This is a genomic window from Streptomyces sp. NPDC054956 (genome assembly GCF_053609185.1).
In genome coordinates this window covers 1-19,721 of the sequence record NZ_JBSGXB010000072.1, presented here as the reverse complement: position 1 = coordinate 19,721, position 19,721 = coordinate 1, and the positions used below count along the sequence as shown (strand labels likewise).

Genomic DNA, 19,721 nt, shown 5'->3' with positions numbered 1-19,721 from the left:
CCTTCATGTACTCGGAGGGAACGGTGCGCCATTGTCTCTGGGCGGGACGATGGGGAAGCGACGCCTGCGTTGCGAAAGGTGGCCACACCCCACGCCCCAGGACATACGGTTGATACCGCCGATGATCATTCTGGGGGGACCGACCGTGGCCGACCTTCGTGCGCTATTCAGCTCCAACAACCCGGAGTACGACGCGGTGGAGGCGTTCACCGACCGCCAGTCCCAGTGGGCGGCGGTCGCGGCCGCGCTCGGCGAGCACCTGCAGCGCGTGGCCAGGCCCAGTTTCGACGTCGAGGATCTCGAATCCCCCCGAACGAATGTGATCATGCTCCACGGCGTGGGCGGTGCCGGGAAGTCCACGCTGCTCCGCAAGATCGAGGCCGCCCTGGCCGCGGCCGAGGACCGGCCCGTCCAGTGGGGTGCGCCGTCCTGGACCCAGCGGCTCCTGCCGATCCGGATCGACCTGTCGCGCTCGGCATCGACCGGATCCGACTACGAGCGCGTCCTGCTGACGATCCGCCTCGCGCTTGCAGGAGCGCTCGGGCGGACCTTGCCGTCCTTCGACGTGGCCCTGCGCAACTACTGGGAAGCCGTCCACCCCGGCGAGCTCCTCGACGAGTACATCCGGCGCACCGGGATCGCGGGCAAGGTCACCAACCTGTTGCCCGGCCAGCTCCAGGCCGGCGTCGGGGAGATCGCGGCGGCCCTGCAGCTGCCCGGTCTGATCGGCTCCGCTGCCGGACAGGTCACCTCCGCCCTGGTCACCGCACTGCGCGAACGCCACGACCGCGCCCAGGCCCTCGCGGGCGCCGCACGCACCGCGGCCCTCCTGGAGGCCACCCCGGACCTGGAGAGCTTGTCGTACTACCCGCACCTGCTGGCCTGGGACCTGGCCCAGCTGCCCGCGAAAAAGCAGGTGACCCCGGTGATCCTGCTGGACACCTTCGAGGACACCGCCGACCGCCACCGGGACCTGGAACGGCTCCTGCAGCGCCTAGTCTGGCTCATGCCGAACGCGTTCTTCGTCCTTGCCGGGCGCAGCCGCCTGCAGTGGGCCGACCCGGCTCTCCACGGTGCGCTCGACTGGACCGGCCCCAGCGCCTGGCCCGGCCTGGCCGCTCCCGCCGTGCCGCAGCCCAGGCACATCGCGGGGTCCGGACGGCAGCATCTGATCGGCGACCTGTCCCCCGAGGATTGTGAGGCGTACCTCTCGCAACGGCTGGTCCAGGGCGGCCACCCGCTCATCGGCAGCAGGATCCGCGCGGCGATCACCGCTCGTTCCCACGGTCTGCCGCTGCACCTGGACCTCGCGGTCTCTCGTTTTCTGGAGATCCGCCGTAGCGGCCGCACCCCCACCCCCGTCGACTTCGACTGCAGCTTCCCCGCGCTCCTGGCCCGCGTCATGTCCGACCTCACCCCCGAGGAACGACACGTTCTGCGCAGCATCTCCCTGCTGGACGCCTGGGATCTGGACCTGGCCACCCGGGCCGCCGGCCTCACCCAGCAGGCCACCGCCCGCCGCCTCACCGAGCGCCCCCTGATCGCCGAGAACCCGTACGCACTGTGGCCCTACCACCTGCACCGGGCGATCCGCACGGCCGTACGCGAGGACACCCACAACGAGGACCGCTGGACGGACACCGACTGGCACCAGGCCGCGACCCGCGCGCTGGCCGCCCTCGGCGAACAGTGGACGACGGCCACCGCCCAGGCCCCCAGCCGGATGCTGCTGGTGGCGTGCCTGCGCCAGGGCCTGCGCCTGGCCCGCGACCACCGCCTCACCGACCTGGGGTGGCTCACCGCCGCTGCCTTCGACTACACCGACGACTCCGTCTGGGAGCCCCTCACCCTCCCCGCCGACAGCACCGGCGCCCCGGACACGCCCGCGGACGCCCTGGCCGAGCTCCTCACCGCGATCACCCGGCGCCAGCGCGAGCACCGCCAACGCACGGTGGAGCGGCTGAGCGAGGTACTGGACTCCGGACTGCTGTCCGCCGGCCTCACCGAACTCGCCCTGTACTACCGGGCGAAGGCGTACAAGGATCTCGACCGGGGCACCGCCGCCCGGGCCGGAATGCGGCAGGTCGCCGAGGCCGACGGCCGCCTCGCACCCAAGGCCCGACGTGGCCTGGCCAACCTGTCCCGACTCGCCGGCGACTTCCCCGCCGCCCTGGCCGCCGTGCCCACTCTGGGGTGGAAGGGCCGCCACCACCGCGTCCTGGGCGACATCCACTGGTCCCACGCCGACACCGGCCAGGCCGTCGCCGCCTTCGAAGCTGGCCGCGCGGAAGCCGAAGAGCGGAGTGTGGCCGGCGAGCGCGCCATGATGCAGGTCCGCCTCGCCCTCGCCCTGTCCTTCGCTGATCCCGTACGGGCCGACGAGGAACTCGCGCTCGCCCACCAACTCCTCGAGGGCCTCGACCAACGCTCCAACACCCTCCTCGCATCGATCGCCGGCTTGGTCAAGGACGCGGGGACCGTCGGCGTCACCGACCGCGCCCAGGCCCTGCACGCCGACATCGACAGCGCCGGTCTCCCCTTCCTCCACCGGTTCGTGGAGCTCGCACTCGCCTTCCACCACGCCGTCCGCGAAGAGGACCAGGAGCTGACCGCCACCATCGACCGCCTTCACACCCTGACCGCCACCGGCGACTTCGCCTACTTCTGCGACATCGCCCGCTTCATGGCCGGCCTACCCCGCCCCGCGGGCTCCACTACACGGTGGGTCGACGACGAGGAGCAGGTCCGTTCCCGATGGCACGCCCTCGTCCGGGCGCGGCAGGAGTACTGCAGGCGCCGGTGACCGGGCGGCCCTGCCCGATCTGTTGCTCACCAGCGCGCCGGTCTCAGCTCGGCGTGAAGATCAGGCTGGCCGGCAGCGGTCCAAGGACCACAGTGTCGGTCCGCTTGCCGTACGGAGAGGTCAGTGGCGGAGCGCGTAGTGGGTCAGGCGTGAGTCGGCCTTGTCGGGGGACAGTCCGAGGCCGGTTCCGATCGCTTCTGCGGTGAGCTCGTCGTCCTTGGCGTGGTAGGCGGCGGTCCTGGCTGCCTGTCGGGTCGTGCGCTCCAGGGCAGCTACGGCCCGGAGCGCGGCGAGCGGGGCGTCGTTGGCCAGGTTGAGGAGGTGGTCCTCGACGAGCTCCAGGAGGGCGGCGAGCTCGGTAGGCAGGGGCACGGTTCGGGATTCGACGTCGGCGATGTGGTGTTCCCAGTCGTCTTCGGGGCCGTCAATGACCGGCTCGTAGAGGCTGGCGGTGTCCACCGTCGTCCAGTCGATGGGGTAGGTCGTGGTTCCCCGCCAGCCGCACGCGCACGCCGCCCGGGCCTGGGCCGCCCGCGGCCGGTTCAGGATCCCGCTGTAGGCCCACCACTCGCGGGTCTCGTGGAAGTCGGCGCCGCTTCCGGGATCCAGGTAGACCGGGCCCGGCTCGCTCCCGTCGTCGAGAAGCGCTCCCGTCCAGCCCTCGTGCGACGGCCCGAACTCCTCCGACTTCCACCCCATGGCGTGCTCCTCCTGTTGTTCGGCTGGCGGGACATCGCCCGCCGAGCACCACGCCCGAAGGCACGAGTCCGCGCGATCGCAGCTTCATCAGCATGCCGAAGCGCGGTGGTGGCCGAGCAAGGAACACCCGAAAGCGTGGGGACGGTGTTCAGGCGGTAGCCGTGAGGAAGTCGCGGACCGCGGGGATCGTCCGGCGTGTGGAGAGCTGGGTGCGGAGGTCTTTCAGGGTGCTGGTGCCGCGTGCGGAGGTGACGCCGCCCATGTGCTCGATGGCCTGGTGGGCGCTGTTGAGGGCGGCGTCGACGTCGCCGAGGGCGAGTTCGGCTTCGGCTTCGCGGGCGAGGTAGATGGCCGCGCCCCGGGGGAAGGCCGCGCCGTCGTACGCGTCGCTGTTCTGCGCGGCACCGGCGGCGCGGAAGTGGGTCAGGGCCTGGGCGGGGTTGGAGAGGTTGAGGGCGCTGGAGCCGGCGAGCTGGTGAAGTTCGCCGCGGTTGACCCAGTAGGTGCAGTCGGGCTCGGCGGAGGAGCTGTCGATCCGGTCGTAGGAGTCGAACGAGGCGCCGACGGCGCGCTCGCTGGAGCGGCGGTCGCCAGCTCGGGCGTAGGCGCGGGCGGAACGGGCGTGGAGCATCGCGGTCATCCGGGGCGACCCGATCGCGGGAGCGGCACCGAGGGCGGTCTCCACCAGGTGCTGGGCGCCGTGGGGGTCGCCGGTGCTGTAGCGCTGGATGGCCCAGAACGCGAGGGTGTTCGCACCGATGATCCGGTAACCGGCGCTCGCGGCCGCACGGAGCGCGGTGACGTAGTGGCGTTCGGCATCCGCGTGGAAGCCGGAGTCGTAGGCGGTCCAGCCGCAGATCCGGGAAGCCTCGGCGGCCGCCGCGTAGAGGCGGCGGCCGACTTCCTCGGTGTAGGAGCGGCGGTTGAGGGTCTTGGTGATCATGCGGAGTTCGGTCTTGGCGGCCTGGTAGACCTCGCCGGAGCCGAGGTCAGGCGGGGGCCCCGCCGGTGGACGCGGCCGTCGGCGTCGACGACCGCCGCTACTCGGGGGTGTTGAACTCGTTGCTGGCCAGGGGGCGCTCGTCTGGGTAGTCGGTCCAGTTGTAGAGCCACTGCTTGCGCATCACCGCCTTGATCGCCCAGGGGAACAGGCCCTCGGCCAGTCCAAGGACCCGCTCGGTGATGGTGTCCAGAGCCCTGGTGAATTCAGTGCTGCGAATGCTTCGGAAGCCCGGCGGGACTTCGAACTCGAAGCTGATCCGCAGTGCCCGCGGTGTGCCGGGTCCCTCGTCGTCGTCTTCTTCTGGCTCCGCGACGAGTCGGGGCTTGCCCTCGCCCAGGGCGTACTCACGGCGCCAGTTGGTCCAGTCGTAGATCCACTCTCCGCTGACGACGGCGCGGTCCGCGGCGGGGAAGACCTCGCCCGCCAGCTCCAGCACCCGCTCGGTGATGGTGTTCAGCGCCTTGTCGATCTTGGTTCCGTGGATGTTGCGACGAACGGCCCTTGGGACGCGGAACTCAAAGCTGATGCGCAAGGCGCGAGGCGTGCCCTCGGTCTCTGACATGCGTGACCCCCTTCATCAACTCTGATGAAACCATGACTGCTTTACGATCTGGGTGAGTTTCACGAGATTGGCCAATTTCGTGAAACTGGCGGATGGTTCTCGCCTGCGCGGTACGGTCGTACGGCGACGTGCTCTGTCCAAGGGGAGTTCGATGGACCTGCTTGAGATTCAGCGCCCTGACGATGCCTTCCAGAAGGCCGTCCCTCCTGACCGGCTCCAGGCAGTCTGCCGCCGTGCCTTCGGCGCTGACACTGAGGTCCTGAAGGCGGTCGAGCTCGGTGGAGGCATGTACAACACCACCTACCGCCTCGATGTTGCTGGCCGTGAAGAGCCGGTCGTGCTGCGCATCGCGCCGGAGCCGGGGCTGCAGTTCCACTCGGAGCGGGAGCTGATGCGCAACGAGTACGCCTCCGTGCCCTGGCTGGCCCCGATCGCCCCGCTGATGCCCCGGGTACTGGCGGCGGACTGGTCACACGAGGTGATCGGACGGGACTGGATGATGCAGTCGTTCCTCCCCGGGACCGCAGCCCCCGATCTGCTCAGCTCCTACCCACGCGACACGTTCCCGGCGTTCTTCCGGCAGATGGGCGAGATCACCGCGACCGTGCATGCCGTCCGCGGCCCGCACTTCGGCCCCGTGGCTGGCCCCGCCTACGGGCGGTGGAGCGAGGCGGTGCACGCCTCCCTCCAGGACATCGCGTCAGACCTCGACAACGCGGGTCTGGACGCCGCCGACCTCCGCAAGATTGCCGACATCGCCGGGCACGAGTCCGCGGTCCTCGACGAGATCGACGAGCCGAGCCTGCTCACCGGGGACCTGTGGACGGTCAACACCATGCTGGCGACCGCCGCTCCGGTCCCGACCATCACCGGGGTCCTGGATATGGACCGCACCTGGTGGGGGGATCCGGACGCCGACTGGACTCTGCGCATGGCCCGCGCGAAGCAGGACGAGCGCCTCGCCTTCTTCGATACGTACGGCGCCCCGGCCTCCTCCTCCGCCGCCGAGTTCCGTCGGCAGGTGTATGAGGCCCGCCACCTCGGCGCGATCCGGCTGGAGCGCCACCGCCTGGGCAACGCTCCCGGCGTCCAGGCCAGCTACCAGGACATGGCCGCCATCCTGGCCCGCCTGGGCTGATGCCACACGCACGTGGGAAGGGGCACCGCGTCGGCGCGGTGCCCCTTCCCACGTGCGTCGTTCAGGGAGCGATGTTGATACGGATCAGGGCCGTGAGGCGGTCCGCACGTGCTTCGACCTCGGCCCGGTCCGTGCCGGTGACGACGACGGCGCCCAGGCGGCCGGCATTGGTCGCCAGCGGGCCCACCAGGTCGCCGGGCCGCGCCCGGACACGGACCGTGGGAACGCCCGGTGCGGGCTGCGGCAGTCCGGCGATGTGCTGGAGGCGCCCACTGGCCGGGCTCGTCAGAAAACGGACGGTGGCGTAGCCGGAGCGGGTCGCCGCCGGGCTGGTGCGCCAGCCGAGTGCGGTGTCGAGGAGGGCGTTCCAGGGGTCGATGCCCAGTGCATGGTGGATGAGCTCGCCGATGTGGCCGGCGCCGAGGCGGGCACCGATCTCGATCACGTACGGGCGTCCGGCGGCGGTGACGATGATTTCGGTGTGGGAGGCGCCATTGCGGATGCCGACGGCTTCGATCGCCCGCGCGGCCTCGGCCTGGATGGCGGCGGTGAGCGGACCGGGGAGTTCGGCGGGAAGTGCGTGGCCGGCCTCGGCACGGTGTGCTCCGAGGGTGGTGGTCTTCGCGGTGATGGCCAGGTGGGTGGTGCGGCCGTGCTGGGTGAGGGACTCCACGCTGTACTCGGCGCCCGCCACGTACTGCTGGACCACGACCCGCTCGTCCCTGCGTATCCCGTACATCGCGGCCGGGGCGCGGGCCGCCTCCCACGCCTGGGCCGCGCCCTGCAGGCTGGTGAGGACGGTGACGCCCGCGGAGCCAGCGGCGTCGGCCGGCTTCACGACGACCGACGAGTCTGGTCCAAGCCGTGCGGCCAGAAGCTGCTGGAAGCCGCTGAGGGTGCTGGTGGTGTCCGTGCGGGGTGCGGTGACGCCGGCGCGGGTGAAGGCGGCGGCCATCGCGACCTTGTTGCGGGCTGCGGGCGCGAGGACGGAGTCGTTGCCGGGCAGGCCGAGCGCGGCGCAGGCGTGAGCGGCGAGTTCGGTGAGGTACTCGTTGACCGTCAAGACCGCGGCCGCCCCGGTACGCCGTGCGTAGGTCACGACGTCGGCCAAGGCGCGGCCAGGCTCGGCGAAGTCGGTGAGCAGCACGCCCGCGAGCAGACCGCGGAGCTCGGGCGGGTACCCGGCGTGAGCGGCTTTCGTTGTGACCGCGTGGACCTGGTGGCCGGAGGCGGCCGCCGCGCGGATGATGTGTCCGGCCTCGGGGCCGGCCGCCTCCAGCAGCAGGATGACCTGTCCGGTCATCCGAGGTAGTCCTCGCAGGCGCCGTCGCGGTGGGTGTCGAGGGTGAAGCAGTGGAAGCCGCCGCCGAACAGCCGCCGGTGACGGTGGCGTACGGGCACCACGGTAAAGCCTTCGGCTTCCAGGGTCTTGATCAGGCCGGTGCAGTCCTGGTTGACCAGGACGGTTGCCTCGTCGACGGACAGGACGTTGAGGTCGATGTAGGGGCTGGTCAGGACGAGGTCGGTGTCGTCGTAGACGGGGAAGGCACCGGGGTCGGGCTGGGGCGGGACGATGAACTTCCACCTCTGCAGCGGCTCGGGGAGCAGGTCGCGGATGCCGTCGTGGCGGGCGAGGAACACCCCGGGGCGCAGGGCCAGGAGCATGGAGTCGATGTGGTTGTCGGCCATGCGGTGCACGCGGTGGATGCGGTAGCGGCCGGCCAGGTGCTGCTCCAGCCAGTCGACGCCCAGGGTGTGGTTGTGCTGGGCGATGTTGACGAGGAGGTCGCGGCCCAGGCGCAGGACCTGCGCCCCGTCGAGCATCATCTCGAAGCCGACGTCGTAGGGGCTGGGCTGCGGGTCGGCGATCGGTTCGGTGGGCCCGCCGAGCGTGGTGGCGCTGTCGCGGGCGTAGGACAGGTCGAAGGAGGCGTCGGTGAGGGTGGGGCGGGGCATGGTCGTCCAGCGCGCGCCGGCCTTCCAGTAGCCGGTGAATACCTGTCCCAGGAGGCGGGTCTCCAGGTAGCGGGCGCGGATCGCGGGCGGGGTCTCGATGATCTCCTCGCCGAGGATGAGGGTGTTGTCGCGGATGTTGAGCGCGGGCACCGGCGGCGCGGACCACCCCAGTCCGGCGATTGGGGCCGAGTCGGGCGGCAGGTGGAGCGGCCGGTGCACCGTGACGCCGAGCCCGGCCAGGGTGGCGGCCAGGTCTTCCACGTCCTCGGCGAGTTCCTCGGCGTAGCGGCGGCTGATCGTCCACTGCTCGGGGCTGCCGCCTCGGGTGCTGGTGAGGCGGGGGTAAGCCCAGTCGGATCGGAAGCCGGTGATGTTCTCGTGGTGGAACAGCTCGAAGGACACGTCGCGGTCGTGGCCGGTGTAGTTGACGGCGGATCCGACGATGACCTCGCGCAGCGGGGTGAAGTCGTCGTGGCTGTGCAGCCTCATCTGGTGCTCCTCGCGGGCGGGTCAGTCAGCGGGTGGGGACGGGAAAGTGCTGGGCGGTGTGGTGGCGGCCGCGCCGGAAGTGAAGGCGGACTCCGTCAGGGGTGGGGGCGAGGGTGCGCTGCTCGCTCCAGGCGCAGAAGCGGTACTCGCCGTCGCCGACGGGCAGCAGGGCGAAGTCCCAGCCGCCGGCCGAGAGCATCAGCCGGTCGCCGTCGTGGTGGAGGCGGGCGGGGAGCGGGGGGCCGTCGAGGACCTGGTCGTCGCGGCTGAAGTCGGTGAACCCGGCCGGGAGCAGCACCTCGTACCTCGCCGGCAGCGGAAGGGGTTCGGTGGCGGCCGGGGTGGGGCGGTTGATGAGGACGTCGGTGTCCTCGAGGCGGGCCTGCCAGTCGGTAGGGAGCAGGGTGGCGAGCTCGGCGGTGAACAGGACGTCGATGATGGCGTGGACGCGGGTGGTTTTGCCGAGGTTGCGGACGGCGTGCTCACGGGAGAAGTCGCCGTACCAGAACTCGCCGGGCTGCCAGCAGTGCTCGACGCCGTCCAGGAGCAGGATCGCATCGGGGTTGGTGGTGATCGGGATATGGAGGCGAGCGCAGCCGCGAGCCAGGGCGTACTTGGGGTCGCAGTGCCGCTCGCCGGCCGCGCCGGGTCCGAGCGCCATGAGGCGGGCGGCGTTCAGCGGGGCGGGGATCTGGTCGATCACTTCGGCGAGGTAGGGCATGCGCTCCAGCCAGCCGGTCGGCGCGTAGGTGTCGGGGCCCGGGCCGCCGGGGTCGGTGCGCTCGGCGTCGCCGTTCGGCGCGCGCAGGGGCAGGACCCTCCAGTCGATGTCGGTGACGGTACCGAGCTGGCCGCCGGGGGCGCGGCCCTGCTGGAGCTTCCAGGCGTGGCCGGTCACCTGCTGGAGCTCGGCGGCCAGGCGCTCCGCGTCGAGGGTGGTGGACAGGCGGGCGGCCGCGGCGGGCAGGACGGGCGTGGTGGTCATGGCGGGACTCCGTTCAGGAGGAGAAGGCGGTGTCGGGGGCGCCGATGTGTTCGGCGGGGTCGTAGGTGCCGGCCGGGATGGTCGCGAAGTGGGCGTCGAGCCGGTCGAAGACCTCGTGGTGGCCGGTGGCGGGGTCGTAGGCGAGGCAGAACACGAACTGGGCGCCGGCCGGGCTCGGGGTGATGGGCATGGAGACGATCACTCCGGTGCGGGTGTCCGGGTTCCAGGCGCAGCCGAGCTTGGCGAGCGCGTGGTCGAAGGCGTCGGCGTCGGGAACGTGCCAGGTCGGGGGGACGTGGTACTCGACGACCGCGCGGGCCGGGAAGGCGGCGGTGTCGACGATGCGGTGGGCGATGACCTGGTAGATGTGCAGGGAACCAGAGACCTGGGCGTTGACCTCGGTGAAGAAGATCCGGCCGTCAGGGGTGGTGATGGCGTCGGCGGACAGGTGCCCGCGGTAGCCCAGTGCCCGGTACGCCTGCGCGAGGCGGGTGCCGCCGTCGACGAGGCGGGTGTGGAGGAGCGGGTCGGCGCCCTGGAGAGGGACGGTCTGGTGGGACAGGCGGCGCCCGACGTAGTGCAGGCGGCCCTGTTCCGTGGGGTGGGCGCCGGAGTCGTCGGCGTAGTGCTCGGAGTAGACGGCGTCCGCGTCCGGCATGAAGGCGGCAATCACCACCGTGTGGCGGCCGCCGTTGCTGGCCCAGTTCCAGCGCTCGTCCCAGTAGACGGTGATGCCGTGCGGTCCCGGGGCGAGGTGGTGGAGGTGGCGGGCACCGACGTGGCCGGTGGCGAGGCTGGCTCCGTCGGGGATAAGGATCTGGTTGCCGACGCCGGCCCCGTTGTGGGCCTGCTGGACGACGAGCGCGGGCGCCTGGCCCAGGAGTCGGGCGGTGGCGGCGACGGCCTCGGCCTGTGAGCGGCATACCTCGCCGGGGACCAGCGGGACGCCGGCCGCGGCGGCGATGGCCCGGAAGTTGGCCTTGTTGTTGCCGATCTCCCCGCCGCCCTGCGCGAAGTACGCGGCGCCGGGGAAGCGGTCGGCGATGCCCAGTTCGGCGGCGAAGCGGGCAACGGCCGCGGACGGCCACAGCGCGAACAGCTCCTGGACCACGTCAGATCCGGCCGGGCCGAGAACGTCGCGGACCGTGTCGAGGAAGCCGGGGTCGGTCAGGGAGGCGGGGTCCAGGAGCATCCCCTCGTACTGGCCGGGCGGGGCCACCAGCACGGTGATGGTCTTCTCCTCGACACCGGTGAGCGCCAGAACATGGGCGAGGAAGGCCGGGTCGGGTGCGGTGCACAGGATCAGCACGTCGCCGGGGCGCGCGAACCAGGCCAGGCGCTGGGTCCAGGCGCGCATGTCGGAGCGTTCGCGGATCGCGGGGTCGATGTGGTTGCCGATCAGGATCCTCAACGGGTACTCCCAGGTGGGGTGGACAGTTCGCGGAGGGCGGCTGGGAGGGCTTCGAAGGTCCGCATCGTCGCGGTGCGGCGCCGCCGCGCCCCACCAGCCGTACGCAGCGGCGCCGGGTGAGCGAGGAACGCGGACAGCAGGGCGCGGAGGGCGGCCTGCGCGGGCCGGGTGCCGATGCAGGAGTGGGTGCCCCACCCGAAGCCCAGGTGCCGGTTGACCGGCCGGTCCAGCAGCAGGCTGTCGGGCTGGGCGAACTGCGCGGGGTCGTGGTTGGCGGCGGCGAAGAGCAGCACCACCTTCTCGCCGGCAGCGATCGGGATCCTGGCGAGCTCGCAGGCCGTGGTGGCCGTGCGGCTGGTGCCCTGGACCGGCCCGTCGAACCGCACGAGCTCGTCGACGGCCGTCGCCAGCAGACCGGAATCGCGGCGGAGCCGGTCCTGGGCGTCCGGGTGCTGCAGGAGGGTGTAGGCGGCGTTGCCGATCGCCGCGACCATCGTGCTGTAGCCGCCCTGGAACATCACCCGCGCGGTGTTGCGTACGTACAGCTCCGCCTCCAGATCGCCGGCCGGTGTGTGAGCGCGGACGTGCGCGAGGAGTCCGGGCCGGGGACCGGCGGCGAACCAGGCGGCGACCATCTCGGAGAGCTGCTGGCGGGCGATGCGGCCCGGCTCTACCAGTGACGGGTCCAGGCCGCCGTCCATGGAGCGCATGATGGCGTCCGAGACGGCGGCGAACTCGGCCGGCTCGGGCTCCTCGACGCCTAGGAGGTCGGCGATCACGGCGACGGCGAGCGGCGCGGCCAGGTCGGCCATCACGTCGAAGCGGTCGCGGTCGGCGAGGTCGTCCAGGAGTCCGGCGGCCCGTCGGCGGGCCCGGTCCTCGACGGCGGTGAGGTCTTGGGCGTGGAGGGCGGCGAGGAAGAGGGTCCGGATCTCGGCCTGGTCGGGCGGGTCGAGGACCTGCACGCTCAGGCTCGCCTCGGGCACCTCGGATCCTGTGCGCCGCGGGTCGCGGGCGAATTGCTGGTGGTCGCGCAGAACGGCGACGCAGTCCGCGTAGCGGGTGAGCGCCCAGGAGCGCATGCCCTCGTGCCAGAACACCGGCGTCTGCTCTCGCAGACGGGCCAGCACCGGGTACGGGTCGGCGAGCGTGTCAGGGTCGAGGGGGTCGTAGGTGAGCGTCGGCACCATCAGCTCCTCCCGGAGGCAGTACATCGGGCGGGTCGGCCGGATTGGGGCCGGGCCGGGTACTCCCCGGCCCGGCCCCCGCGCAAGGGGATCAGTGGTCGTACGACATGCCCGTCACCCCCCTTCTGGGCTGGCGCGGCACCGGAGGTCCGGCCGCATCACCAGATTCGGCGAGGACCTGGCGGGGAGTCATTGACCGCCTGGCGACCGGACATTGCGGCCGACCCGCAATGGGACAGCAGGCCATCCCGGCTTCTCCCCGGGTGTCAGAGCCCTCCGATACCGTGGGTGAGCTGACGTCCTCATCACCGGGGGTTGCGCATGGCCGCCACCGTCACTCGCTCACGCCGCGCCACGATCGTGAAGGAAGCGGCCAGCATCCGGATGCGCTGCCAGATCGAGCGCCTCGACACCGCGCAGACCGCCGCCGCGATCCGCTGCGCTCTGCCCGAGGTCACCGCCCTGGAAGCCTGGCGCCTCGCGCTGGGCTGGTCCCGCGCCGACACCATCACCCAGATCCGCGGCCTCTACGTTGCCGAGGGTCTGTTACCGCGCGGGATCTCCGACCCGATGCTGTGCCGCTGGGAGCACGACCCCCGCGACTGGCCGGACCGCGAGTACATCGCGATGCTCTGCCGCGCCTACGGAGCGCAGCCCGCGCAACTCGGACTGGGGTTCCCCGAGGAAGTCCTTACGCACGACCGGGGCTTGGCGACCGTGATCCGATACGGTCGCAGCGAGACCGAAGCGTGCGAGCCTCCCGCACGGGAAATGGTGGTGCAGATGACCACAGCCGCCGGCCTGCCGGCCGTCCGCGAGTCCCTCCACCTCGCCCTGCTCACCGACCCCCACGGCAGCACCGCCGTCGTCGACCTCGCCGAAGCTGCCGTCGAGCACTACGCGCTCACCTACCCGACCCACCCTGCCTACATCCTGTTCGAAGAAGTACGCGGCGCCCGCGGCCTACTCGCCGACTCGCTCCTGACCGGACGCGTACCGGAGACGGTCGCGCCCGGGATGCACCGCAGCGTCGGTTGGCTCTCCGCCCTGCTCGGCAACCTCGCCTTCCACCTCGGCGACCACGCCGGTGCTCGCGCACACCTCTCCACCGCCACCGCCTACGGCACCCGGTCCGGCGACACCCGGCTGGCCGCCTGGTCGCTGGGCGCGCAGAGCATGGTCGCCCGCGCCGAGAACCGCTACGAGATCGCACTGCAACACGCCGAGCGCGCCCTCACCCACGCCCCCGCCGGCCTGGTCCGCGCCCAGATGCACGCCTGGGCCAAGCTCCCCTCCCTCGCCGGACTCGGACGGGACCACGAATCCGATGCGGCGCTTGCCGCCGCCGCCCGGGAACTGGAGGCCGACACCACAGGGTGGGCGCCCGGCCGGTTCGGATTCGACGCAGCCGAATACGCCCTCCACGACGCCGAAGCCAACATCGCCCTCGGGCGCAGCGACCGGGCGGCCACCGCGGCCGAGAACTCGGTGGCCGAGTGCACGGTTGCGACGCCCGGCTGGGCGGCCGCCTCGCTCGTCCTGGCTCAGGCCGAGGCCCCCGGCCAGCCCTCGGACTCCGCGCAGCGCGCCCTCGACGTCCTTGACCGCGTCCCACCGGCCCGGCTGCGCTCGACCTCCCGCGCCCGCCTGGCCCGCCTCGACTCCGTGCTGTCCTCCACACCGACAGCCGCAGGCGCCGAACTGCACGAGCGGGTCCGCGTCCTGGCCCCCCTCATCGACCAGCAAGGCAACGCCACCCCGTGACAAAGCCGCGCTCAGCAGGCGACGTTCGTACAACACCGGCCCGCAGCAGCGGCAGCCAGAGCCAGGACGAGGTCGCTTCTGCCGCGGACCTGGCTCACGGCTGCCGGATCCTGCTCATCGGCGGAGGAGCCGGCTCGGGCAAGACCGCCCTCGCCCGCACCTTGGCCAATACCATGCCCGGCGCCGCCCTGGTCCATCTGGACTCCTGCTTCCACAGCGACCCCGGCCTGGCCCCGAGCGTTCCCCGCCTCGACGGGAAACCGGGCAGGCTGGTCGACTTCAGCGAACCACGTGCCCTCGACAACGCCCGGATCCAGATCGCGCTCGCCAAGCACGCCACGACCCCGCTCGTGATCGTGGAGGGCACCTTCGCGCTCGCCCTGCCCGAGCTCACCGCCATCGCCACGCTGACCGTGTACGTCGACACCCCCGACGACATCCGGGTCGTCCGCAAAACCCTCCGGAAACTGCAGGAGGGTCAGGACCCGGCCCCCGGACTCCTCGGCTACGACACCAGCCACCGTTCCTACACCCGCCACGTCGCCCCCACCCGTGAGCACGCACACCTTGTCCTCGACGGCACTCGCACGATCGCCGAGCTCGCCGCCGAGCTTCAGACCCACCTGACCGAGCAGCGCCGGAACACCTCAGCTCCGTAGCTGGCCCGTGGAACGAGGCCGGACGCGTATGCACTGCGGCCCCGAACCAGAGCGCTGGATGCGGGGCCGCAGGGAGCTATGAGGCTGGACAGGTCCGGAACGCCTCCCGGTCGATGTTTCCGCAGGTGAGAGATGCAACACGGTGCCGTTTTGAGGTCTGTTGCATGGGCTGTTGCACCCGCGTTTCGCGCGTTCCATCGCTGCGAACTCGGCGTGCCCCGGCCCTCGTGTACCCGTGACTGCACACTCCGGGGAGAACTGAGTGGCCGTTGACACGTGACCTTGACCAGGGCCGCCGCCCCTCACGGGGTAGCGGCCTGCACCGTTGCGGTCAGCGCATGTTGCGGGCTATCGGTGTATCACCGCGCAGGGAACTCCGGGCTCGCTGGGCGGGGTCGTGCTTGTGCCTCCGACGAGGAGGGCCAGGAGGACGGCGATCGCTTCGTTGCGCAGGACGCGGGCGGCCTGGTGGAGCTTGTGCGGGTCCGGTGTGGGCAGGGAGAGCGCCACGCATTCGGGTTCGGTGCCGGTGCGGATGGGGACGGCGGCGCAGACGGTGCCCAGGGCGTATTCCTGGAGGTCCAGGAGGGGTTCGCCGGGGTGTCGGGTGTCGAGTTCGTTGAAGAGGACTTCGGGGCTGGTGATGGTGTGGGGGGTGAAGGCCTCCATTCGGTGGCGGTTCAGGTGTTCGCGGCGCTCGTCGTCGTCGAGCTGGACCAGGAGGGCTTTGCCAACGGCGGAGGCGTGGGCGGCTTCGCGGAAGTCGACCCATTCGTGGACGGCGGGGGCGGTGGGGCTGTCGGCGTACTGGGTGATGGAGATTTCGCCGTCGGTGTAGCTGGCGACGTAGACCGCGGCTCCGACCTCGTCGCGCAGGAACGCGAGCGTCTCCCGCAGTAATGCCCCGCCGTTTGTACCGGTCTCGGCGAGCTTGAGGGAGGTGCCGGCCGCGTAGACGCCGTGGGCTACTGGGGTGGCGAGCTGGGTGCGGACGAGGTGCTCGATGGCGTGGGCCAGATAGAGCTGGGGCAGGCCGGTCTCGCGGGCGATCTGCGTGCGGGAGACACCGCTGGTGTGGCGGTGGATGACTTCCAGGACCCGAAGAGCCCGCTGGGCTGCTTCCAGGTGGGTGTTCACCGGCTGCTGCCGCTTGGGCCGCCGACCCATCCGGGCGCCGCGCTTGGCGTCCGGGGCCAGCCCGGCGGGGTCCAGTCGTGCCCAGCGGGCCAAGGCGGAGGCAAGGCGGGGCGTGGGGGTGTAGATGTCGCCGAGCTCGTCATGCTCGTGGGGGGTGGTGGTGTCGAGGGCGTAGCGGATCGGGTCGGGCAGGCTGCGCAGGTGGGGGTGGGACAGCGGGGTGGGAGTGATCTTGGTGGTGGAGATCGGCGGGGAGGTCCAGATGATCGAGGCCCGCAGCGTGTCCTCGACGCCGTCGACGTCGGGCAGCGGTGGGACGCCTTCGCTCGGGTCGGGGCTGGAGGGTTGGTCGTTCCAGTGACGGGCGGTGGCGATCTCGGCCCGGGAGAGATGCAGCAGGTAGAGGGCCTGGACGGCGGTGTCGGAACCGGCGCCTGCGGCGTACTGGAACCAGAACTGGGCGCCCTCCATCCTCCCGGAGAGGTGCAGGAGGCTCGCGAAGAGGAGCGCTGAGGGCTGGCTGTGGGGCCAGGCATCCGCGGCGAGCGCGAGACGGGTGAAGGCCGGGCTGTCGACCAGCGCGCGGGCCATGGTGTCCAGGGTGCGAGCGGCCCGCACATTGCAGGCCGCGTCCAGGACGAGCTTGCGCTCCGCCGGGCTACTGGACCGGCCCGCCGGCGACAGGGCGAGTCTGGCGTCGGATGCCCGCGGCGAGGTGACGGCCCGGCTGTGGCGGGCCGCTACGAGCCTGCCAGCAATGCGGCGCCGGGCTGCGTCCTCGTCGTAGGAGGCGTACTCGTCGGTGAAGACCTCGGCGTCCCCGAGAGCCTCGTCCAGTTCGTTTCCGGCCTCCGCGTCGTGGCGGGTCATGTCGTTCACAGGTCCTTCTCCTCTCCGGGAGTCAAGTCGATTCCGATCTTCTTCGCGAGCATGCGCCGCGCGGTATGCAGGTGGGAGCGCACCGTCCCCACAGCGATACCCATCCGCTGAGCGACCTCCGGGGTGTCCAGGCCGAGTACGAAGGTCAGCAGCACCACGTCGTAGTGCCGGTCGGGGAGCTCGGCGATCGCCTCGTACACACCCGACCTGGACTCGATCAGCTCAAGTCTCCGGCGTGAGCCCTGGCGCAGCGCCGCGTACTTGGCGGTGTCGACCAGGGCGACCGGTAAAACCTGGCGGGCTCGGTAGCGCTCGACGTGCTCGCGGAGCTGGGCCCAGGCGAACGCCTGGAGGTTGGCTTCCTTCAGGGCATCGGGCCAGACCTCCAGCAGGAAGGTGAAGACGTCCTCCACCACCGTCTCGGCGGCCTCGCCTCCGAGTTCGAGGTGGGCGTACTCGAGGTAGGCGAGATGATTTTGCGAGTGGAAGGCGACGAACTCCACGGGCATGACGCCGGCGAGCTCGCTGGAGACGGCCTGCTCCCCGAAGGGGTCGTACTCGGCGTCGGTCATGAACTCCCCCACGGCTGCTCCCCCGGCCCGTCCAGGCTGACGGCGGGCATCTCACGCTGCACGGCCACGTGTGCGTGCGCGGGACGGTTGGCGGACAGTTCGGCCGCGCCGACCCGGACACCGGCGCCGAGCAGGCGCCGCAGACCTCTCACCACATCGGGTGCGAACACCCGGACAGCAGTCGCGGCTATCAGCGCCAGGACGAGGGGCTCGGTGCTGTTCACGTCGAAGGGAGTCCTTCCAAGCGGATCAGTTGAGAGTCCAGGCGTGCCTCCCCCCAGGTCCGGCAGCCGGGAGCCGGCTCAAGGACCGGCTCCTATTCACAGCCAATCGAAAACAACCCCCGAACGTTCAGGCAGATTTCAAAAACTTTCTGGAGCGGGCGCATCCGCTTGTTTGCACGCCCCCATGCGCCCGCGCACACCCACACAGTTGTCCCAGTTCAGGGCGCCGCCCGCCTCGCGCCCGACCGGCCTGGACCCTTGCTCGTGTCGGTCCGAAGTTTCGCCTGGCCCGCGCCCGCCAGCGCTGAATCAGGTCCGGCTCCGCTGACTTCTTCCGTTCGCGAGCGCGTCGACGAGCTGGTCGTGGGTCATGGAGGAGCGGCCGGGCACGTGGGCGGCCGCGGCCTTCTTGTAGAGCTCGGCCTTCGTCAGCGACTGCAGGGACGGACCCTTCGAGCTGATGCGCTTCTTCGCGGGCGGCGCCTTCTTCTTCTGCGGGCTCGCAGGGGTGGCGGCCTTCTCGCGGGGGTCCTTCGGGCTGCGGGCCCGCTCGACGCTGGCGCGCAGGGCCTCCATGAGGTCGACGGCGCCGGTGGCCTTCGCCGGGGGCTCGGCCTTCTCGACGCTCTCGCCGGCCTTCTTCGCCTCGATGAGCGCGGTGACCTTCTCCTGGAAGGTGTCTCGGAAGCTCTCGGGGTCCCACTCCGCGGCCAGGGCGCTGACCAGCTGCTCGGCCATCTTCAGCTCCTTCTCGGAGACCTTCACGGCGCCGGGCAGGTCGGGGATCTCCTTGCGGGGGTCGCGGATCTCGTCGGCCCAGTGCAGGGTGTGGACGGTCAGGATCCCGAGGGCGTCGTCGGCCTTGAGGGCGACGAGGTACTCGCGGCCTCGCATCACGAAGGTGGCGACGCCGGCCCGGTTCGCGGTGGAGAGCGCCTTCTGCAGGAGCGCGTACACCTTGGCGTACTCCTTGCCGCGCGGCCCCAGGTAGTAGGTCTTGTCGAAGAAGATCGGCTCGACCTCGTCCAGGTCGACGAAGGTGGTGATCTCCAGGGCCTGGGAGCGGCCAGGGGCGATCTCGTCCAGCTCGGCGGGCTCGACCAGGACGTACTCCTCGCCGGTGTCGAAGCCCTTCACGATGTCCTCGAAGGGCACCTCCTCACCGGTGCGCTCGTTCACCCGCTTATTGCGCACCCGGTCGGCGGTGCCGCGCTGCAGCTGGTGGAAGTGGACCGTGTGGCTGTCGGTCGCCGAGTACAAGCCCACAGGCAGGCTGACCAGCCCGAAGCTCAGAACACCCGCCCACACCGGACGCGCCATGATCTCCACCACCCTCGTTCTTGCCCCGAGGTCTGCGTACGCACCCCATTGATGGGGGGCTGGCCGGGGTGCGGCCCCATCGCAGCCTGGATGGCCAGACCGCACCCGCACTCGTCACCTACCCTCCCTCCCCTCGCCCAGCTGTCCCGTGTCACCGAACGTTGAGCGCGTGCCAGCGAAGGCTGATCGGGAGTCCGGTGCGCCGAGTTCGATCACAGTCAGGGTCGATACGCTGCGTGTCTGATTGGCTACGGATGGGAGCGCGCGATAGTCGCGTCCGGACCACAGGAGTAGTCATGAGCGCAACGGAAGAACGAACCAACCTGGCAGCCCGGCTGGGCTTCCAGCCGGGGCAGGTCGTCCAGGAACTCGGTTACGACGACGACACGGAGCAAGAGCTTCGCGAGGCCATCGAACAGCTGACGGGCACCGACCTGGTCGATGAGGAGTACGACGATGTCGTCGATGCCGTGATCGTCTGGTTCCGTAACGAGGACGGCGATCTTGCTGACGCCCTGGTCGACGCAACGGCACTGATCGAAGACGGCGCCCTGATCTGGCTGTTCACACCGAAGGCCGGACGCGACGGGTATGCGGAGCCCTCAGACATCCAGGAGGCCGCAGTGACGGCCGGCCTCCAGCAGGTCGGTTCTGCCAGCGCAGGCACGGGCTGGAACAGCCTTCGCCTGGCCACCCCCAAGGCCAAGCGGTAGCAGCCGGAGCCGGCCCCACGAGGGACGCAGGCGTCCAGTCCGAGGCGTCGGGCTGGACGCCTTCTTGCGCGCATGGTCGACGGGCTGATCCGCTGCGGGCTGCACTTCGTTACCGCCAGTGGCGCCGATCACTCAGCCTTGGATGGCACGAACCCACTAGTCACCAACCTTCGGTGACAACGCTCAATCTTCGGCGGCACAGGACACCAGCTGTGACTGA

General features: G+C 71.0%; 17 protein-coding genes. 5 read left to right on the top strand and 12 right to left on the bottom strand.

Annotated elements, in window-relative coordinates; translation table 11 throughout:
• Positions 1–145 precede the first annotated feature (145 nt).
• A complete protein-coding gene (locus ACWGDE_RS14695) occupies positions 146–2,803 on the top strand; it encodes an ATP/GTP-binding protein (RefSeq protein ID WP_453389354.1) in 2,658 nt (885 codons plus the stop codon).
• Positions 2,804–2,923: 120 nt separating this feature from the next.
• On the opposite strand, the gene ACWGDE_RS14690 is transcribed toward ACWGDE_RS14695, so the two are convergent.
• From ACWGDE_RS14690 to ACWGDE_RS14680, 3 genes are all read right to left on the bottom strand, one after another.
• Positions 2,924–3,502, bottom strand: coding sequence for a hypothetical protein (locus ACWGDE_RS14690; RefSeq protein WP_453389353.1), 579 nt, complete (start codon positions 3,500–3,502; stop codon positions 2,924–2,926).
• Positions 3,503–3,650: 148 nt separating this feature from the next.
• Positions 3,651–4,445, bottom strand: a complete 795-nt coding sequence (locus tag ACWGDE_RS14685; protein ID WP_453389352.1) for a hypothetical protein — start codon at positions 4,443–4,445, stop codon at positions 3,651–3,653.
• A 97-nt stretch (positions 4,446–4,542) separates the two neighbouring features.
• Positions 4,543–5,067, bottom strand: coding sequence for a hypothetical protein (locus ACWGDE_RS14680; RefSeq protein ID WP_453389351.1), 525 nt, complete (start codon positions 5,065–5,067; stop codon positions 4,543–4,545).
• Positions 5,068–5,218: 151 nt separating this feature from the next.
• Here ACWGDE_RS14680 and ACWGDE_RS14675 point away from each other — a divergent pair, with 151 nt between their 5' ends.
• Complete coding sequence (locus tag ACWGDE_RS14675) at positions 5,219–6,205, top strand: phosphotransferase family protein (protein WP_453389350.1); 987 nt, start codon at positions 5,219–5,221, stop codon at positions 6,203–6,205.
• A gap of 61 nt (positions 6,206–6,266) precedes the next feature.
• On the opposite strand, the gene ACWGDE_RS14670 is transcribed toward ACWGDE_RS14675, so the two are convergent.
• From ACWGDE_RS14670 to ACWGDE_RS14650, 5 genes are read right to left on the bottom strand one after another with little or no spacing between them, the layout of a single operon-like run.
• Complete coding sequence (locus tag ACWGDE_RS14670; protein ID WP_453389349.1) at positions 6,267–7,508, bottom strand: ATP-grasp domain-containing protein; 1,242 nt, start codon at positions 7,506–7,508, stop codon at positions 6,267–6,269.
• On the bottom strand, positions 7,505–8,650 hold the full coding sequence (locus ACWGDE_RS14665) for a glycine amidinotransferase (protein ID WP_453389348.1): 1,146 nt from the start codon (positions 8,648–8,650) through the stop codon (positions 7,505–7,507). Before ACWGDE_RS14665 ends, ACWGDE_RS14670 begins: the two co-directional genes overlap by 4 nt.
• Positions 8,651–8,675: 25 nt before the next feature.
• The gene (locus ACWGDE_RS14660; RefSeq protein WP_453389347.1) at positions 8,676–9,635 is read right to left on the bottom strand and encodes an aspartyl/asparaginyl beta-hydroxylase domain-containing protein; all 960 of its coding nucleotides are present in this window, start codon (positions 9,633–9,635) and stop codon (positions 8,676–8,678) included.
• 13 nt (positions 9,636–9,648) lie between these two features.
• A complete protein-coding gene (locus ACWGDE_RS14655) occupies positions 9,649–11,046 on the bottom strand; it encodes a preATP grasp domain-containing protein (RefSeq protein ID WP_453389346.1) in 1,398 nt (465 codons plus the stop codon).
• Complete coding sequence (locus ACWGDE_RS14650; RefSeq protein WP_453389345.1) at positions 11,043–12,236, bottom strand: cytochrome P450; 1,194 nt, start codon at positions 12,234–12,236, stop codon at positions 11,043–11,045. Before ACWGDE_RS14650 ends, ACWGDE_RS14655 begins: the two co-directional genes overlap by 4 nt.
• Before the next feature lie 318 nt (positions 12,237–12,554).
• On the opposite strand from ACWGDE_RS14650, the gene ACWGDE_RS14645 reads away from it, so the two are divergent.
• A complete protein-coding gene (locus ACWGDE_RS14645) occupies positions 12,555–13,997 on the top strand; it encodes a tetratricopeptide repeat protein (protein WP_453389344.1) in 1,443 nt (480 codons plus the stop codon).
• Positions 13,994–14,656 carry a uridine kinase family protein gene (locus tag ACWGDE_RS14640; RefSeq protein WP_453389343.1) on the top strand — a complete coding sequence of 221 codons (663 nt, stop codon included), beginning with the start codon at positions 13,994–13,996 and terminating at the stop codon, positions 14,654–14,656. The genes ACWGDE_RS14645 and ACWGDE_RS14640 overlap by 4 nt, the downstream gene beginning before the upstream one ends.
• Positions 14,657–15,004: 348 nt before the next feature.
• Here ACWGDE_RS14640 and ACWGDE_RS14635 read toward each other — a convergent pair whose 3' ends face one another.
• The 4 genes from ACWGDE_RS14635 to ku all read right to left on the bottom strand — a co-directional run bounded on the left by ACWGDE_RS14635 (position 15,005) and on the right by ku (position 18,788).
• The gene (locus ACWGDE_RS14635; protein WP_453389362.1) at positions 15,005–15,823 is read right to left on the bottom strand and encodes an IclR family transcriptional regulator; all 819 of its coding nucleotides are present in this window, start codon (positions 15,821–15,823) and stop codon (positions 15,005–15,007) included.
• 845 nt (positions 15,824–16,668) lie between these two features.
• Positions 16,669–17,256: a sigma-70 family RNA polymerase sigma factor gene (locus ACWGDE_RS14630; protein ID WP_453389342.1), complete on the bottom strand. Its 588-nt coding sequence runs from the start codon at positions 17,254–17,256 to the stop codon at positions 16,669–16,671.
• Positions 17,241–17,468 (bottom strand): hypothetical protein, encoded by a 228-nt coding sequence (locus tag ACWGDE_RS14625; RefSeq protein WP_453389341.1) that lies wholly within the window; start codon positions 17,466–17,468, stop codon positions 17,241–17,243. The genes ACWGDE_RS14630 and ACWGDE_RS14625 overlap by 16 nt, the downstream gene beginning before the upstream one ends.
• Before the next feature lie 309 nt (positions 17,469–17,777).
• Positions 17,778–18,788: a non-homologous end joining protein Ku gene (gene ku, locus ACWGDE_RS14620; RefSeq protein ID WP_453389340.1), complete on the bottom strand. Its 1,011-nt coding sequence runs from the start codon at positions 18,786–18,788 to the stop codon at positions 17,778–17,780.
• 296 nt (positions 18,789–19,084) lie between these two features.
• Between ku and ACWGDE_RS14615 the strand changes: the two genes are divergently transcribed.
• Positions 19,085–19,501 carry a DUF3052 domain-containing protein gene (locus tag ACWGDE_RS14615; protein WP_453389339.1) on the top strand — a complete coding sequence of 139 codons (417 nt, stop codon included), beginning with the start codon at positions 19,085–19,087 and terminating at the stop codon, positions 19,499–19,501.
• Positions 19,502–19,721 lie beyond the last annotated feature (220 nt).

Coding starts and splice junctions, on each gene's coding strand:
- ACWGDE_RS14665 (WP_453389348.1), bottom strand. CDS start 8,650: ATGAGGCTGCACAGCCACGACGACTTCACCCCGCTGCGCGAGGTCATC.
- ACWGDE_RS14675 (WP_453389350.1), top strand. CDS start 5,219: ATGGACCTGCTTGAGATTCAGCGCCCTGACGATGCCTTCCAGAAGGCC.
- ACWGDE_RS14670 (WP_453389349.1), bottom strand. CDS start 7,508: ATGACCGGACAGGTCATCCTGCTGCTGGAGGCGGCCGGCCCCGAGGCC.
- ACWGDE_RS14690 (WP_453389353.1), bottom strand. CDS start 3,502: ATGGGGTGGAAGTCGGAGGAGTTCGGGCCGTCGCACGAGGGCTGGACG.
- ku (WP_453389340.1), bottom strand. CDS start 18,788: ATGGCGCGTCCGGTGTGGGCGGGTGTTCTGAGCTTCGGGCTGGTCAGC.
- ACWGDE_RS14680 (WP_453389351.1), bottom strand. CDS start 5,067: ATGTCAGAGACCGAGGGCACGCCTCGCGCCTTGCGCATCAGCTTTGAG.
- ACWGDE_RS14650 (WP_453389345.1), bottom strand. CDS start 12,236: ATGGTGCCGACGCTCACCTACGACCCCCTCGACCCTGACACGCTCGCC.
- ACWGDE_RS14635 (WP_453389362.1), bottom strand. CDS start 15,823: ATGGGTCGGCGGCCCAAGCGGCAGCAGCCGGTGAACACCCACCTGGAA.
- ACWGDE_RS14685 (WP_453389352.1), bottom strand. CDS start 4,445: ATGATCACCAAGACCCTCAACCGCCGCTCCTACACCGAGGAAGTCGGC.
- ACWGDE_RS14615 (WP_453389339.1), top strand. CDS start 19,085: ATGAGCGCAACGGAAGAACGAACCAACCTGGCAGCCCGGCTGGGCTTC.
- ACWGDE_RS14645 (WP_453389344.1), top strand. CDS start 12,555: ATGGCCGCCACCGTCACTCGCTCACGCCGCGCCACGATCGTGAAGGAA.
- ACWGDE_RS14660 (WP_453389347.1), bottom strand. CDS start 9,635: ATGACCACCACGCCCGTCCTGCCCGCCGCGGCCGCCCGCCTGTCCACC.